The organism is Rhodohalobacter sp. 8-1, from assembly GCF_038150125.1.
GTDB lineage: Bacteria > Bacteroidota > Rhodothermia > Balneolales > Balneolaceae > SW132.
This window is the reverse complement of the sequence record NZ_JBBVMF010000019.1, coordinates 63,123-77,192: the sequence shown is the minus strand read 5'-3', so window position 1 is coordinate 77,192 and position 14,070 is coordinate 63,123. Positions and strand designations below refer to the sequence as shown.

Annotated in this window: 9 protein-coding genes; 1 reads left to right on the top strand and 8 read right to left on the bottom strand. The window is 46.3% G+C overall.

From position 1 onward, the window contains the following. Nucleotides 1-31: 31 nt before the first annotated feature. The 8 genes from purH to AABW11_RS16170 all read right to left on the bottom strand — a co-directional run bounded on the left by purH (nt 32) and on the right by AABW11_RS16170 (nt 10,222). Nucleotides 32-1,606, bottom strand: coding sequence for a bifunctional phosphoribosylaminoimidazolecarboxamide formyltransferase/IMP cyclohydrolase (purH, locus tag AABW11_RS16205; RefSeq protein WP_340106179.1), 1,575 nt, complete (start codon nt 1,604-1,606; stop codon nt 32-34). Nucleotides 1,607-1,611: 5 nt separating this feature from the next. Beyond that, nucleotides 1,612-2,190: a phosphoribosylglycinamide formyltransferase gene (gene purN / locus AABW11_RS16200; protein WP_340106178.1), complete on the bottom strand. Its 579-nt coding sequence runs from the start codon at nt 2,188-2,190 to the stop codon at nt 1,612-1,614. 55 nt (nt 2,191-2,245) lie between these two features. After that, nucleotides 2,246-3,358 (bottom strand): AI-2E family transporter, encoded by a 1,113-nt coding sequence (locus AABW11_RS16195; RefSeq protein WP_340106177.1) that lies wholly within the window; start codon nt 3,356-3,358, stop codon nt 2,246-2,248. Next, nucleotides 3,351-4,121, bottom strand: a complete 771-nt coding sequence (locus AABW11_RS16190) for a regulatory protein RecX (protein ID WP_340106176.1) — start codon at nt 4,119-4,121, stop codon at nt 3,351-3,353. Before AABW11_RS16190 ends, AABW11_RS16195 begins: the two co-directional genes overlap by 8 nt. Next, the gene (gene recA, locus AABW11_RS16185; protein WP_340106175.1) at nt 4,036-5,115 is read right to left on the bottom strand and encodes a recombinase RecA; all 1,080 of its coding nucleotides are present in this window, start codon (nt 5,113-5,115) and stop codon (nt 4,036-4,038) included. Before recA ends, AABW11_RS16190 begins: the two co-directional genes overlap by 86 nt. A 215-nt stretch (nt 5,116-5,330) precedes the next feature. Continuing rightward, complete coding sequence (locus AABW11_RS16180) at nt 5,331-6,515, bottom strand: kynureninase/PvdN C-terminal domain-containing protein (protein WP_340106174.1); 1,185 nt, start codon at nt 6,513-6,515, stop codon at nt 5,331-5,333. Nucleotides 6,516-7,435: 920 nt separating this feature from the next. Further along, on the bottom strand, nt 7,436-8,302 hold the full coding sequence (gene mnmD, locus AABW11_RS16175; RefSeq protein WP_340106173.1) for a tRNA (5-methylaminomethyl-2-thiouridine)(34)-methyltransferase MnmD: 867 nt from the start codon (nt 8,300-8,302) through the stop codon (nt 7,436-7,438). A gap of 63 nt (nt 8,303-8,365) precedes the next feature. After that, a complete protein-coding gene (locus AABW11_RS16170; protein ID WP_340106172.1) occupies nt 8,366-10,222 on the bottom strand; it encodes a Xaa-Pro dipeptidyl-peptidase in 1,857 nt (618 codons plus the stop codon). An 825-nt stretch (nt 10,223-11,047) separates the two neighbouring features. On the opposite strand from AABW11_RS16170, the gene AABW11_RS16165 reads away from it, so the two are divergent. Next, entirely contained in the window at nt 11,048-13,831 is a 2,784-nt protein-coding gene (locus AABW11_RS16165) for an alpha/beta hydrolase family protein (protein WP_340106171.1), read from the top strand. The last annotated feature ends 239 nt before the right edge of the window (nt 13,832-14,070 follow it).

Here is a 14,070-nt window from a genome sequence, read left to right as displayed (position 1 = left end):
ACGATAGTTTACCTATTTTCAGTATTCAATTTCAGTGTCTGAAATGCCGAAGCCCGGTAAACACCATCGCAATATTATACTTATCGGCCATTTTAATAACTTCTTCATCCCGAATGCTGCCACCGGGCTGAATAATTGCAGTGGCCCCGGCTTTAGCGGCTGCTTCTACACCATCAGAAAATGGGAAAAAGGCATCGGATGCTAGAACAGTTCCTTTAATAGATAAGCCCTCTTTTTCGGCCTTTCTGATCGCCAGTTCGGAGCTATCCACACGGCTGGGCTGACCCGTACCAATTCCCACAGTTTTCAGGTCGCTTGCGTACACAATCGCGTTTGATTTGATGTGTTTCACAACGGCCCACGAAAACCGAAGATTCTTCATTTCGTCTTCCGTTGGTTTACGTTTTGTAGGTATTTGTAGTTTATCCTCATCAATTACAAGACGGTTCTCCTCTTGCAGAAGCGCACCGCCAAAAATTGATTTGAACGTGATGTCATGCGATGATTCTGGCAGCTCGAGGATCTTAACCAATCGCCGGTTTTTCTTTTGCTGCAGAAGCTCAAGTGCATCATCTTCAAATCCGGGGGCAATGATGATTTCGGTAAATATCTGATCAATTTCCTGTGCCGTTTCAAGGTCAACCGGCCGGTTACAGCAAATGATGCCGCCAAATGGAGACGAGGTGTCAGTTGAAAATGCTTTTTGGTATGCCTCTTTTAGCGTGTCTGCCATTGCCACCCCACAAGCCACGGTATGCTTGAAAATCGCAACGGTCGGTGAATCGGCGGGAAAGTCTGCAATAAGCTGAAGCGATGCGTCCAGATCCAGGTAATTATTGTAGCTGAGTTGCTTGCCATGAAAACAGTCAATAAACTTCCGCTGATTTCCGTAGACTCCTGCTTTTTGATGAGGATTTTCACCATATCGAAGCTCGCCTGACTGCTGAATTCCAGCAGAAAACTGTTCAGGGATGTCAAGTTCTTCCATCGTGCTAAAATAGCCGCTGATCGCTGCATCATAGGCTGCGGTGTGTTCAAACGCTTTTCGTGCAAGCCGTCGACGAGTATTAAAAGATATCGCCTGGCTGCTGTTCAACTCCTCTGCAAACCCTTCATACTGCTTTGGGGATGTTAGAATGGAAACGTGGGCAAAATTTTTAGCCGACGCTCTCACCATAGTTGGGCCGCCAATGTCGATGTGTTCGGTGGCAATGGCCGGAGTTACACCCCCTCCGGCAACAGTTGATTCAAACGGGTAAAGGTTCACCACAACCAATTCTATAGGCTCGATTTTAAGTCGGTTCAATTCGGCCATGTCCTGATCGTGGCTGGTACGTGCAAGGATCCCGGCATGGATAACGGGGTGCAGAGTTTTTACCCGTCCATCGAGACACTCTTCGAACTGGGTAATCTCGCTGACATCGGTGACAGGCAGGTCTGCATCGCGAAGTGCTTTTGCTGTGCCGCCTGTACTGATCAGTTCTACACCATGGTCGTGCAACATTTGGCCGAGTTCGGCGATCCCGGTTTTATCAGATACGGATAATAGTGCGCGTTTTGGTTTGATGGAGTGGGTGGGTAGTGAAGAAAGGGGTTTGAGTGACACGTGTGTTAGTTGGATGTTTGGGTTAGTAGTTTCCTAATGGTCTTTGGAAGCAGGTTATGTTCTTCCTGAAGTATTTTTTTAGCCAGTGATTCCGGTGTATCGTCCTGGCTGACCGGTACTTCAATCTGCTCGATAACTGATCCGTTATCGTAAACCTCATCAACAAAATGAACGGTACAGCCGGATACTTTTTCGCGGTTTTCGATTACGGCCCGGTGAACATTCAGTCCGAAATATCCCTTGCCGCCATATTTGGGTAGCAATGACGGGTGGATATTGATGATTCGGCCCCGGTATTTATCAATAACGATGTCTGGAATTTTTTTTAGAAATCCTGCCAAGACGATAAGGTCGGGATCGAGATCAGACAGCAGAGACAGAAGTGTTTTGTCGGAGTCGGTTCGCTTCAAATCGAGGACATAGGTTGGAATATTGTTCTCTTCCGCACGCTCAATAGCACCGGCTCCGGGCCGGTCTGCTATTAATCCGGATATCTTTGCATCCAGACGGCCACACTGTATGGCATTAATCACAGATTGAAAATTCGTACCCGATCCGGATGCGAAAAAAACGAGGTTATGCACGTGGGCGGATTCGATGCGGTTTCAGCGGAGTGAAAAGATAGAAAAAACAGATCGATTATTCAGTCTCTTTTTGAGAAGTTTGTGCCTCTTGAATTGGCTGGTTCTGATCGAGCCGAAATATCCTGTAATTATTAAAACTCCAATGAATCTGTCTGATTGAAATTTTAATGATGGTGGCAATAGGGATAGCGACAAGCATTCCTATAATTCCCGCGGTCTGTGCCCCGATCAAAATGATAAAGAGTATGGCTACAGGGTGCATATCGGCAGATTTTGAAAATATCAGTGGTTGTAAAATCACATTATCTATGATCTGGGCAAAGAGCACCGCAATAATACATGGAATAACAAGTGAAAAATCTCCGGTTTCTATGATGGAAATCAAAATTGATAGGACATACCCGATTAGGGGACCGAAATAAGGAATTGAGTTGGCCAGGCCGATGGCAATACCGACTGACGTGGAATTACTGAGCCCTGCCATTGACAGGGCCAGCCAGCTTACGACTCCCACAATTGTGCACTGCACAAATACGCTGCGAAAATAGATACCGAGACGGGTTTCAATTTTGTCTACGAGGCTAAGGATCGTCTCAAAGTATTTATTAGGCACAAGCTTTAACAAATCACGCCTGATTTTATGGCCGTCTTTGAGAAAGAAAAAAGTAGCAAATGGGATGACAAGGAATGCCGCAAAAAGGTTTGTGAAAATTCCAATAACATCAGAAACGATATCTGATATCTGGCCGACATTGAAAAGATTATCGGACATCACGGAAATATTATCCCGAAGGAAGCCCTCCGGGATAAACTCAAACGTGTTGATGATGCTCACTTCAATTTGCTCGGCAATAAAACGAAGATTTTCAATATCAAGCTGACGTGCCAGGCTGGCCATTTGGTTGGCTACAATAGGTATCACAGACGTTGAGCCCCAAACGATGACCAAAATAAGCGTTGCGAGGGTAAGTGTGGTGCCGATGGTTCGGTTCATGCCGGCGGCCTGAAGCCTGTTTACTATCGGGTCAAGCATATAGCTGAGAAGCATGGCAATAAGCGCATACGCAATAAGGTTGCTGTAGTTGTATACGATGATGCCTACAAGGAGGAGCCCGGCAGCCCCAATAACTGATTTAATGACTTTGTCGAGCGTAAGATTCTTAAGCATTCAGTTGCTTTTCTATGTTAGGCAATGCCTTTTTTATCTTGTCTGAAGAATACCCTTTCCCCGCAAGATATCGAAAAATTTTCTGTTTCCGTTTGAATAAGTCTGGTTCTCTCAGGAAATGCCGGTGTCTTTTAACGGCTATTTCAATGCATGTATCCACGGGGTCCATCTCACTCTTCAATTCCTCTATAACGTTTAAAATAATTGGTTTGGGAACTCCCTTTTTGAATAAAGCAGACTGAATCTTTTTTGGTCCCCACTGTTTAAGGTGGTGCTTGTCATGGGCAAATTTTGTAGCGTAGGTCCGATCATTCAGCAGCTCTTTTTCTCTGAATTCGGCAACAACTTGCTCGCACATTGCGGATGAAAACCCTTTTTTTACTAGCTTTCGCTTTAGTTCTTCAGCCCCGTGATCGCGGCCAGAAAGGAGTTTGTAACATCTGTCTTTGACAGACTGGTATTCTTCAGAGCCACTCAATTTGAAATAAAGATCCCTGGTGAGCAGAGTGTCTTTTTGAATAGAATAGTCGAGTAGGGTCTGGGATGAAACCCCGATAAGAAAGGTGGTGTCGTGAAATAACGAAAATCTGTCGCTATTTTTTTTCTGTGGAGAAATTTTAGTAATGGGGAGAGGAAGACTCCTTAGAATCTTCTCTCCGCCAGGATCACCTTTAGAATCAGGCTTCATTAGAAGCTTTTTCTTTCTTTTTGTCCTTGTCCTTTTTCTTAGCTTCTTCAGTGTCTTCCGGAGCATCGAATTCATCCGGCATCAGCTTTGCACGTACGATCTGCTCGATACGGTCTGTAAGTTCCGGATCTTCCTCCAGGAACTGCATCGCCGCGTCGGTTCCCTGTCCGATAGGTTCACCGTCGTAACGATACCAGCTGCCGCGTTTCTCGATAATGTCGTATTCGACAGCGAGGTCAAGTATCTCAGATATTTTCGAGATGCCTTTACCGTAGAGAATGTTGAACTCTACCACCTTGAATGGCGGAGCCACTTTGTTCTTTACAATCTTCACTTTCGTACGGTTACCAAGAACTTCATCGCCTTTTTTGAGCGACCCGATTCGTCGGATGTCAATACGAACAGAGCTGTAAAACTTCAGCGCCCGTCCACCCGTTGTAGTTTCGGGATTTCCAAACATCACACCAATCTTTTCACGAACCTGGTTAATGAAAATACATGATGTTCGGGATTTACTAACGATTCCCGTAATCTTTCGAAGTGCCTGCGACATCAGCCGTGCCTGGAGGCCCATGTGCGAGTCACCCATTTCACCTTCAAGCTCTGCGCGGGGCACAAGTGCGGCTACAGAGTCAACAACGATCACATCAAGTGCGCCTGACCGAATAAGCGTTTCGGTAATTTCAAGTGCTTGTTCACCACTGTCTGGCTGTGAGATGAGAAGTTCATCGGTGTTGATTCCAAGATTTTTGGCATACTTGGGATCAAAGGCGTGTTCTGCATCAATAAATGCACAATACCCGCCTTTTTTCTGTGCCTGTGCAATCACCTGCATGGCAAGCGTGGTTTTACCACTGGCTTCAGGCCCGTAAATTTCGGTGACGCGGCCTCTTGGAATTCCATTCACCCCAAGGGCGTAATCCACCATAATAGATCCGGTTGAAATTGCGTCAACCTCATTATAGGGGTTTCCACCAAGTTTCATAATTGTGCCTTTACCATGCTGTTTTTCAATCTGTCCCATGGCAGTGTCGAGTGCTTTCAGTCTGTCATCTTTGGAAGTGGCCATAATGCTAAATCGTTTTTCGTTAAAGTTTTTCAGATGATAAAAAGGGAGTGTGACATCATTGTGTCACCTGTTGATTTATTTATTGCTGCGCATTTTCTGCTGTCTCTTTCTACCAGTGTGCGTTCTGTCATAAGTGAAATCTACCAGACCACATAGGATATATGTTTGATCTATGTGTATGATACAAATAAAGCTATTGGCTTACAGAAAAAATTTTAAAGTTTGGCGGCCTCTGTAAAAAGCTCGTTTATGACATCCTCGCACTGTTTTGAGGTTGTGTAGGGAGCCGGGCCGAGCCTTAAAATCTGGTCTCTGGCGTCTGTATATATCCCTTTTGCCAGTAGATTTGCGCGTAGTGTGCGGGCGTGGGGTGATTTCAGTGAGAGAAATCCACCTGTTTCTTCAATGGGCCTGTGATGGGATCGTTCTATTTTGTAACTGTCTTTATTTCCATCTTTAAAGAGTTCTGTAAGATAAGCCACCTGAGACTGGTACTGTTTGTGCAGTACATCGGGAGTGAGTCCCTGTTTTCTGAAAAAGTTGACTACCTCTGCCGCCCGGAATTGGGAGATGGGATCGTAGGTAGCTGTTGCAAATCGCTGATCACCAACATCAAACTGAACCGGGCCGCCGGATTGTGGTTGGTCGAGTGTTTCAAACGAGGCAAACCATCCGGTAATAACAGGACGTTTGTCAAATGATTTCGGAAAACGCAGGAAACAGTTAGCCTCACCCCACTGCAGATATTTGTATCCGCCGATAAGAATGAAGCAGTCTTCCAGCCCCGCATCCCGAACAGACAGCGGCACGACGTTTGTGCCGTGATAGTCATCAATCATGAGCGGAACGCCTGTCTCACGACAAGCCGCGGCAATTTCAGATAGCTTGGTATTGACCTCAGCCGTTTCGAAGTAAATTCTTGATACCATTACGGCAGATGTTTTGTCATCAAGCTCGGTCTTAATGCCCTCAAGCAGCTCCTCATCGCTTTGGTGCGAAATCTCCACAACATCAAGATACTCTTCATCGAGCCTGCTTAGCTGCCGGCTCATCGAATGAAACTCACCGGTTGTAGTAACTACCTTCGGTTTGTTCTTCAGATCGTAGCATGAGAGCCAGGAGACCAGCAGCACGTGTGTATTTTGTTCGCGGCAATAGTATCCATCCGGATCATCATAAAAATCGCGAAGGTAATTCCGCATAATTTCAGTCTTCTCAAACCCGACGTCCCACTTTGTATCAACCCTGTCGGCTACCACTCTCATATACTCCTGAATGCCGGCAAATGCTACATCCGGCCATGCCTGGTGCGAGTGACCGGTAAACAAAAGGCGGTTGGCAACATTAAAGTGGGAGTAGTGAGGCTGAAGGGCCATCGCGAGTTCATCAAAATCTTGCATGTGACAGTGGTTTTATTTGAGTCGATCTGAATGAGGACGGATGATAAGAAATCCGCATCATACTTTCGTGGTTGGAGACATCAAATGAGTCAGAAAGGTTCCGAATATCCTGAATAGATCTCGTCATTCTGAGGATTGCATATGCGATGAAGAATCTGTGGGGGCAATGACCCAACTCTGATGCATTGGACTTGTATGACGCTTCTTCAGGTCCTTCCTCGCGGGAAAGCGCTCGTCAGGATGACGGTTGGGCTTGGGGAGTGTTGAGCCGGCATGTCTGGTATTTTACTTTGATTAATTTCGTCGTACGCCGGCGCGTGTAGCCAAAGTAGTTCTGGTCATTCTGAGGAGGAGCTTTTGCGACGAAGAATCTGTGAGGGTAGAAGGTCAATCACTGCCACTTTATCAGAAATTGACTCCATGCTTTTTCAGATCCTTCATCGCTGGGAAACGCGATTCAGGATGACGGTGGCTGTTTTTGGTATAGAGTATGCCGGCGTGAGAGGTTTCGTGCTTTGCTAGATTTCGTCGTACGCCGGCGCGTGTAGCCAAAGTAGTTCTGGTCATTCTGAGGAGGAGATTTTGCGGCGAAGAATCTGTGAGGGTAGAAGGTCAATCACTGCCACTTTATCAGAAATTGACTCCATGCTTTTTCAGATCCTTCATCGCTGGGAAACGCGATTCAGGATGACGGTGGCTGTTTTTGGTATAGAGTATGCCGGCGTGAGAGGTTTCGTGCTTTGCTAGATTTCGTCGTACGCCGGCGCTAATTATAATAGTGATCTATGTCATTCTGAGGAGGAGCTTTTGCGACGAAGAATCTATGGGGGCAATGACCTAAATCGATGAATCGGAATCACTCAACGCTGCTTCAGATCCTTTATATTTGAGAAACGCCCTTCGGGGTGAGAGTGGGTTTATTAACCAAAATCACCTTTCTTAAGCCGCTCAACCAGCCTTTCCTCATTTACCCGTTTAAGATTCGATAGCTTCTCAGGATTTTTCGAAGCTACCGTCATTTCCCGTTTGCCGAGCGCTCCCGGTGCTCGTGCAACATACCAGCCGGCAGAGGCCATGGCGGCCCGGGCTGAGGTGGCGGCGCTGTAGGTGGTCAGCATAGCGTTGTCCGAAGCAAATGCAGCAATTTTCGAAAACAGTTCGGGTGTCCAGCCGACAGGGTTGGATTCGGGCGAAAACGGATCGTGGAGTACGAAATCAAATGGCTGATTTATAATCTTATCTCCTGTGGTCGTCTCGGTCAAATCCGATGTATCAGAAGGTTCAGATTCAGCGTTTAATTGATTGCCTGATATAAAGTTCATCTCGCTGAATGTTCCTATAAAGAGCAGCAGCGTAACCTGATCGGTGACGGTGATTTGGTTCCAGCCTGGTTTCAGATCAGTGAAAATGGTTTCTAAGAGGGAATTGTAGCCTTGATACCCGATCTCTTCGCCAAAGTTCAGGCTTTTTGCGGTTTCCGGTTCAATGGGCCATGCTTCAACGGAAATGAATGTGATGTTTGGCTTATTTGTCGATTTACTCAAATAATCGAGCAGTAAGACCAGGTTCATGCCTGTTCCAAATCCAATTTCAAGTATGCACAAATCCTCACCGGCTGAAAGTGCGTCAATTAGTCCGTTCATCTCAAAGTAAACGTAACGGCTTTCAGCGACCGCGCCGCCCAGGCTGTGATAGGGCTGATCAAAAGCATCAGAAATTAGGGTGTCTGAACCGTCACGGGTTTGTTTGATCTCTGTCTTGCCGGTACTAAAACTTTTCTTTGCCATAGGTCGACATCAACACGTAATTGTCTGAAATCAATTCCGAAACCGGCTCTTCATCTGTTTTGATTACTCATCTGTGAACATCAAACCCTCAGCGCCGTTTACAACCGGCAGTGTCAACGAGGTTTGCTCAAGGTCAATTGTTAATTCTGTTCCGGGATCGGGTCGCAGAGTGAAGTATTTGTCGCTGGAAAAGATCATCAGGCCAATCTGCTGACCGGCAGGAATCAGCTGATCGTCAGGCTGAAGCTCAAAACTGAAGGTGTAAAACTTGCCCGGCTCAAGCGGCTCACTCTCGCTGATGGAGTCATAGTTTTGCGGATCAGCCCATCCGCGCGTGATTATATTATCGGTGATAGCCGCATCAGAGCTGCTGTTCCAGGGAAGTGACACCAGCCAAACCGAAAGGTTGGCAACCGGTTTGCTGCTTGCAATGGAAACGGTAATCTCAGGAATGCCTGAAATGTGAACAGGTTCAGCCAGGGTTGGCGTAACGTACATCAACCGGTGGTCCGTCCATTCAGCCTGAGCCAATGCATCGCCTGAAAAAGAGAAATTATCTTCAAGTGTTTCGGTAGCGGACGTTCCTGATGGTTCCGTTGTTAAACCACCATGTTGTGGTGCTCCGGGCGTCAGGCACATCGTCACATTCTCCGCCTGTGGGTGTGGATAGTCAGGGTAGGGCGTGGGCTCCGTACGTTCATCACCGGTGCGTGTAATCCATGCACGCGGTTCTTCTTCAATCCCGTTTTCTACACCCAGCAGGTAGCGCGTAGACCATCGGTTCATCAAATCCAATGGTGGCGGTCCGCCATGCCCGCCCTGGTGATAATAGATCATCGTTGGAATTCCTTTCTCCTGAAGTGCCTCATAAATTCTGTAGCTGTGTTCCGGCATTACGTTCCAGTCGTTGAATGCGTGCGCCATAAGCACAGGGGCTTTCAAATCCTCAAGCTGATTCAGGTAATCGCGGCCGGCCCAGAACTCATTATAATCACCCGTCACCCGGTCCATCCCTCGCGCCATTTCGGTGTCGCGTACCACACGATTGTTACGTTCACGCATCGCTTCATCACCGCTGTGGATGAAATCGTACAGTACATCAATATCTTCTCCGATGTAGCCTCCGGGCGATCGTACCAGTCCGTTTGAGCGGTAATAGTGATAATAGGATGTGTTTGGAGCCACGGGAATAATGGCGTTCAGTCCGTCAACTCCCGTTGTGGCGGCGGCAAGCGGGAGGGTGCCGTTGTAGGATGTTCCGGTCATTCCCACACTGCCGGTTGTCCAATATGCCTCCACTTCTTCACCTCCATCACGTGCATCGTAACCAGTGGCACGGCCATTCAGCCAGTCGATAACTGCTTTTGGCGCCAGCGATTCATTTTTCCCGCCTACGGTAGGTGAGCCATCCGATAGCCCCGTTCCGGGTGATGACGAGTGAACTACTACAAACCCGCGGGGCACCCAGGTCCGAATTTGGCTGTTGGAGATGATGGGGCGTTCGCCGCGCCGCTGAACATCCGGTCCCGGAGTTCGTTCAGGCGGAGTTTCACCTAGTTCCTGGCGTACATTCCAGAAAAAATCGTAGGGCGGACGAGCAGTTCCGGCGTAATAGGGGCTGGTTTCGTAGATCACCGGTAGTTTCAGGTCACCTGATTCGGTCTGCTGAGGACGCGTGACCGATACGTGCATCCGATCGGGCTCACTATCACCATCACTGTCGAACTCCGTTTCAACCCAAAGATCGTGGCGAATCCAGGTTTCAGGATCGGAAAATTCCTCGATTTCCTGCGCCATTCCATTTTCGATAACAGGTGCAGTGATTGTGCCTGATTGCTGAGTCCAGCCAGGTTGTGGAAGGCTGACAAAACTGATGGCGAGAGTAGTGAAGAAAAATAGTGAAAGTAGAGACTTTTTCATGTAAGCGGATCTAAAATAGAATTGAATTAGATATCAACGATTAGAAAGTAGCTTTATTCGGGACTGAGTTCAAACGGGAAAATTGAGAGTAATATTTATAGGTTATACGAACTCTAACTGTTCTACAGAAAAAAATAAATGAGGCGCTTGAAAATCATCATTATCCCTTCCCATTGAAGGTTTCCAGCAGATCGCCTTCAGTTTTTGTCACAGACGATACACCCAATTTCCGATGGGTTTCTATCGGTACGCGGAATGAAATGTAATATTAGCTTGTCAATGCTTTGGAAATGGAACGTCTTATGTTGTTAAAATTAGGTACTACTGGAAAGTTTGTGGGCTGAAAGCAACATTAGTGAACAATCGCTCTGAACATCATTAAATTATAATTCAAATAGTAAGCCCTTGCTTTTGCAGATCCTTCTCTGCGCCATCAACTACAGTGGCTTGATCAGGATGACAGGTTCAAGCTGTAACAAGCGGGCGGCGTGGGTTCAGTCGTAGCTTTTTGACTTGCTATTTCCTCACGCCGCCCTCAATACTTGCCGAATTATGGTCATTCTGAATAAATCGATGATTTTCCGGTTTATGAAGAATCTTTACAAGCAATACATGTAGCCCTATCAAATGACACAAATTATTGGTCTTTCGTACTTATTGATCCATCAGTCTTGAGGAGACTGTAAGAGAAGCCGTACATCGGAGATTATTTACCCACAAACTTTCCGGTAGTACCAAATATTAAAAATGATGTTGTTTTCAATACTGTCTCAAATTTTGTAGCGTAATATAACTTGTTCAATTTTTAATCTAATGATTATTAAAATGTTTAGGATAACCCGTCTCTTTACTCTGGTAGCACTGGTTCTATTTGGTTTTATGGTGTCCTTGAGTGCTCAGGATAAGAAAAATTTGGAGCCCGAAGACTATGGGCAGTGGCAAAGTATTACCAGTACCTCCTATTCTGATGACGGGAACTGGTTTGCCTATAATATTTCATTGGTGGATGGAGACGGCTGGTTGATGCTCAAAAAAGTAGGATCTGATTCAACCGGTGAACACAAATTTATGCATGGTATCAATGCAACCTTTTCGGAAGACAACCGGTGGGCAGGTTTTCAAATTGGTGTTTCCGAAGATCAAAGGGAAAAGCTGGAAGAACAGAAGCAACAGGTAAAGTATAAGCTGGGATTGATGAATCTTCGTTCTGCAGAAGTAGATACATTTGAAAACATTCAGAGTTTTGAGTTTGCTGAAACGGGAACTCACCTGCTGATGACCAAATACAAACCCGAAGACCAGAAAAGCGGGGGCAATGACCTGTTGGTTTATGATCTCAATAGCCGTCAAAACCAGCTGATTGGACAGGTATCGGAACATGCGTTTAACGAAGAGGGTACTCTGCTTGCCGTATCAATAGATGCGTCAGAAAAATTGGGTAATGGTGTTCAGTTACTGAATCTGGCAAACAGGAGCATGACGGTTTTACAGAGCGATACGGCAAATTTTAAAGACTTAACATGGAGTGAGAAAGAAAATTCCCTCGCTTTCCTGAAGTCGGAACCAGATGAAAATTACGAGGATCAAACACACAAGATCTACGCCTATCAAAATCTGCCGGGCGGCATGCAGCCGAAAGTGTTTAATCAGTCACAGTATGACAACTTCCCTTCTGATGTTAGGGTTGTCGATTATCGTGATCTTCAGTGGGCGGAGGACCGTGAATCTGTCTTCTTTGGAATAAAAAAATGGGAGAAGAAAGAAACGCCTGAAAAAAAGGAGGGAGAAGACGAAGAAGCTGAGAGCGACTCAACCAAAACCGACATGAAAAAAGATCTTAACGAAGGGTTGGATTCAACCAACGTGGAAATCTGGCACTGGCGTGATGATCAGATTCAGCCGCGGCAGGAAGTGTTGAGAAATCAGCTAAAGCAGGATAATCACCTGTCGGCCTGGCATCTTGATGCAAACACATTTGTTCAGCTTGGCGACTCTTTAGTTGAGCAGGTTCAGCTGGCGGGTGACCATGAGCATGCGGTTGGTTATGTGGAAAAACCTTATGAGCCTACGTTTGAAGAGGAATGGCGGGATATTTACCTGATTGATGTTGAGACCGGTGAGAAAGAAAAAATACTCGAACGACGTGAGTTTGTGAGCACGTCCCCGGGCGGTGATTTCTTGCTCTATTTCTGGGATAATGAATGGAGAGCTTATAATATCGATGAACGCGAAGAGGTAAATTTAACGTCCGAACTGGAGACACGGTTTGAAAATTACCACCTGGTGAATGGACGGGAACAGCAGAGTCCGTTCGGCAGCGGACAATGGTCTGAGGATGATGAATGGGTACTGCTGTATGATGAATATGATGTGTACCGGGCAACTCCGGGTGGTAATAGCATTACCAAATTGACCAACGGAGCCGCCGGCAGTATTCGCTACCGGCAGGTTCGTCTGGATTATGAGGAAGACTTCGTTGAAGAAAACGCTCCTCTTTATTTCCAGATGTATGGTGACTTTACCAAAAAGCGCGGCTATGCCCGTCTTGACAGGAGAGATCGGCTTCAAACCCTTTTGTATGAAGAGAAACAGATTGCCCGTCTTGATAAGGCTGAAGGTGCAGAAAAGTTTGTTTACCAGGCTGAAAGTGCTACAGATTCACCCGATTTCTTCTATGCAGAAGAGAGTTTCGACAATCCCATTGCACTCACAAATACGAATCCACAACAGGAAGACTACTACTGGGCAGATGATGAGCTTGTCACCTTTCAGAACGAACGGGGTCAAAAACTTCAGGGTCGATTGCTGTATCCGGCAAACTATGAACCGGGCAAGCAATACCCTATGATCACATATATTTATGAGCGTCGGTCTCAGGATATGCACTCATATACCATTCCAACACGAACCAGTCCGTATAACTTTCGAAGGTTTTCTTCGGAAGGATACTTCGTATTTCAGCCGGATATTACGTACGAACTTCGTGATCCGGGTATGTCAGCAGTTGAATCTGTTGTGCCGGCTGTTGAGAAAGTACTGGAAAGTGGAATGATCGATGAAGAGAAACTCGGGCTTACGGGTCATTCCTGGGGCGCCTATCAAACATCGTTCATTATTACCCAGACCAATATGTTTAATTCGGCTGTTGCCGGTGCACCGCTGACAAATATGGTGAGCATGTACAATTCAATCTATTGGAACGCCGGTATTACAGATGCCAATATTTTTGAAATTAGTCAGGGCAGATTCCCCGATCCGTGGTGGATGGATTGGGATAAGTTCATCGATAATTCGCCCATATTTAACATTCAAAATACCGAGACTCCTCTCTTGGTTGAATTCGGTACAGATGATGGCGCGGTAGATTTCAACCAGGGCGTGGAGTTGTATACCACAATGCGGCGCATGGAAAAACCGTTTGTGATGCTGGTTTATGAGGGTGAAAATCACGGACTGGCCAGGGAAGAAAACCAGATCGACTATGCCACCCGGGCTTTTCAGTGGCACGATCATTATCTGAAAGGTGAAGACGCACCGGCTTGGATTGAAGAAGGACTTCCATATTTGCAGCGGCCAGAAATGAAGGAAGAAGGAAATAGTGGCCGATAGGATTGAGTAGGGAATCATTCCGTCGCTAAAAAGCAAATGGGTGTTCCAAATTAACTGCTGGAGATGTGATGCTGTTCAGGGTATTTACTATGGCTGGTAAACGCTGGATCTTTACAATCCGAAGCCCTGGCCACCTTGGGCTTTATTGTAAGATGTCGGCGGTGAGGAGGACTGCTTAGGTGTCATCCAGGGGGAGACAACCGCTGTTTCCTTTTTACCGGCACTTTTCTTTGGTGAGG

What these genes read in the sequence shown, in the direction of transcription:
- AABW11_RS16195 (WP_340106177.1), bottom strand. Translation starts at nt 3,358, where the DNA reads ATGCTTAAGAATCTTACGCTCGACAAAGTCATTAAATCAGTTATTGGG.
- AABW11_RS16190 (WP_340106176.1), bottom strand. Translation starts at nt 4,121, where the DNA reads ATGAATTCGATGCTCCGGAAGACACTGAAGAAGCTAAGAAAAAGGACA.
- recA (WP_340106175.1), bottom strand. Translation starts at nt 5,115, where the DNA reads ATGGCCACTTCCAAAGATGACAGACTGAAAGCACTCGACACTGCCATG.
- AABW11_RS16180 (WP_340106174.1), bottom strand. Translation starts at nt 6,515, where the DNA reads ATGCAAGATTTTGATGAACTCGCGATGGCCCTTCAGCCTCACTACTCC.
- mnmD (WP_340106173.1), bottom strand. Translation starts at nt 8,302, where the DNA reads ATGGCAAAGAAAAGTTTTAGTACCGGCAAGACAGAGATCAAACAAACC.
- AABW11_RS16170 (WP_340106172.1), bottom strand. Translation starts at nt 10,222, where the DNA reads ATGAAAAAGTCTCTACTTTCACTATTTTTCTTCACTACTCTCGCCATC.
- AABW11_RS16165 (WP_340106171.1), top strand. Translation starts at nt 11,048, where the DNA reads ATGTTTAGGATAACCCGTCTCTTTACTCTGGTAGCACTGGTTCTATTT.